The sequence below is a fragment of the Stenotrophomonas maltophilia group sp. P373 genome (assembly GCF_053295075.1).
Map to the genome: position 1 here is coordinate 4,382,501 of NZ_CM129994.1, position 2,500 is coordinate 4,385,000.

Consider the following 2,500-nt stretch of genomic DNA (forward strand, 5'->3'; position numbering starts at 1 on the left):
ATCAAAATTTAAAGCTGCAGATGAGTGATTCTGGCAACGTATCGCTTGCTTTAAAACAATTAATAGTTGCTTGATCAAACGTCTGCAAGATGGACAATCATCCTTCCTGCAGGCGCCTTCACAAGATACCTGCGCATACTTTCAAAGATCCGGGGAAGTGGCCTCAGCGCCGTTCCCGTGTGCTGCGAAGTTTCCTTCGTAGCGAGCCGCCCATTATAGCCGGCTTTTCTGCTTCGTCAACACCTTTTTTCAAGGTCGTCTCACCGGAGTGGACGTTGTTGCCGATGCTGCTTCGTCGTTGGGCCCGAGGGCCTTTCGTCGTTGCGAGCCGCCTATTATGGCAGGCCTTTCAGCTTTGTCAACAACTTGTTTGAGGAACTTGAAGCTCTTCGTGAAGTTGTTGTTGCAAGTCCAGGTTGAAACCAGGTGCCTGCAAAAAAAGGAAAACCCCGCTGCGCATGCAGCGGGGTTCTCGGGTGTAAACCCTGGCGATGACCTACTCTCGCATGGCTTGAGCCACACTACCATCGGCGCAGCTGCGTTTCACTTCCGAGTTCGGGATGGGATCGGGTGGTTCCACAGCGCTAATTTCACCAGGGAGGCTTTTGGAGAGTCGCACTCGTCCCTGGGGGACAAGGCGCCAGCCTCGCATAGTTCTTGTGACGTAGCGTGCACTTGGATGCTCTTACGACGCTGTCGTAAAGCCAAGGCAACTTGAGGTTATATGGTCAAGCCGCACGGATCATTAGTATCAGTTAGCTCAATACATTGCTGTACTTACACACCTGACCTATCAACCACGTAGTCTACATGGTTCCTTCAGGGGGCTTGTGCCCCGGGAGATCTCATCTTGAGGCGCGCTTCCCGCTTAGATGCTTTCAGCGGTTATCGCTTCCGAACATAGCTACCCGGCAATGCCACTGGCGTGACAACCGGAACACCAGAGGTTCGTCCACTCCGGTCCTCTCGTACTAGGAGCAGCCCCTCTCAAATCTCCAACGCCCATGGCAGATAGGGACCGAACTGTCTCACGACGTTCTGAACCCAGCTCGCGTACCACTTTAAATGGCGAACAGCCATACCCTTGGGACCGACTACAGCCCCAGGATGTGATGAGCCGACATCGAGGTGCCAAACACCGCCGTCGATATGAACTCTTGGGCGGTATCAGCCTGTTATCCCCGGAGTACCTTTTATCCGTTGAGCGATGGCCCTTCCATACAGAACCACCGGATCACTAAGTCCTAGTTTCCTACCTGCTTGATCCGTCGATCTTGCAGTCAAGCACGCTTATGCCTTTGCACACAGTGCGCGATGTCCGACCGCGCTGAGCGTACCTTCGAGCTCCTCCGTTACTCTTTAGGAGGAGACCGCCCCAGTCAAACTACCCACCATACACGGTCCCCGACCCAGATAATGGGCCCAGGTTAGAACGTCAAGCACGACAGGGTGGTATTTCAAGGATGGCTCCGCCACAGCTAGCGCCATGGTTTCATAGCCTCCCACCTATCCTACACAGACGAACTCAACGTTCAGTGTAAAGCTATAGTAAAGGTTCACGGGGTCTTTCCGTCTTGCCACGGGAACGCTGCATCTTCACAGCGATTTCAATTTCACTGAGTCTCGGGTGGAGACAGCGCCGCTGTCGTTACGCCATTCGTGCAGGTCGGAACTTACCCGACAAGGAATTTCGCTACCTTAGGACCGTTATAGTTACGGCCGCCGTTTACTGGGGCTTCGATCAAGAGCTTCGCCTTGCGGCTGACCCCATCAATTAACCTTCCAGCACCGGGCAGGCGTCACACCCTATACGTCCACTTTCGTGTTTGCAGAGTGCTGTGTTTTTGATAAACAGTCGCAGCGGCCTGGTTACTGCGACCCTCTTCAGCTATAGCTCGCACGAGCCACCAAAAAGGGTGCACCTTCTCCCGAAGTTACGGTGCCATGTTGCCTAGTTCCTTCACCCGAGTTCTCTCAAGCGCCTGAGAATTCTCATCCTACCCACCTGTGTCGGTTTACGGTACGGTCTGCGTAAGCTGAAGCTTAGGAGCTTTTCCTGGAAGCGTGGTATCAGTGACTTTGCCATAAAGGCTCGTCTCGGTGCTCGGTCTTAGAGGATCCCGGATTTGCCAAAGATCCAAACCTACCGCCTTTCCCCAGGACAACCAACGCCTGGTACACCTAACCTTCTCCGTCCCTCCATCGCACTTACGCGAGGTGCAGGAATATTAACCTGCTTCCCATCGACTACGACTTTCGTCCTCGCCTTAGGGGCCGACTCACCCTGCGCCGATTAACGTTGCGCAAGGAAACCTTGGGCTTTCGGCGTGCGGGTTTTTCACCCGCATTATCGTTACTCATGTCAGCATTCGCACTTCCGATACCTCCAGCAGACTTCTCAATCCACCTTCAACGGCTTACGGAACGCTCCTCTACCGCGCATAACAAAGTTATGCACCCCAAGCTTCGGTTCTGTGCTTAGCCCCGTTAAATCTTCCCC

Annotated in this window: 2 rRNA genes (1 of these 2 only partly in view); both read right to left on the reverse strand. The window is 53.8% G+C overall.

The annotated features are described in order from the left end of the window. Positions 1-483: 483 nt before the first annotated feature. Positions 484-598 (reverse strand): 5S ribosomal RNA (gene rrf, locus ACSYHF_RS20280). 126 nt (positions 599-724) lie between these two features. Beyond that, positions 725-2,500: ribosomal RNA gene (locus tag ACSYHF_RS20285) — 23S ribosomal RNA — on the reverse strand; it runs 1,104 nt beyond the window's last position.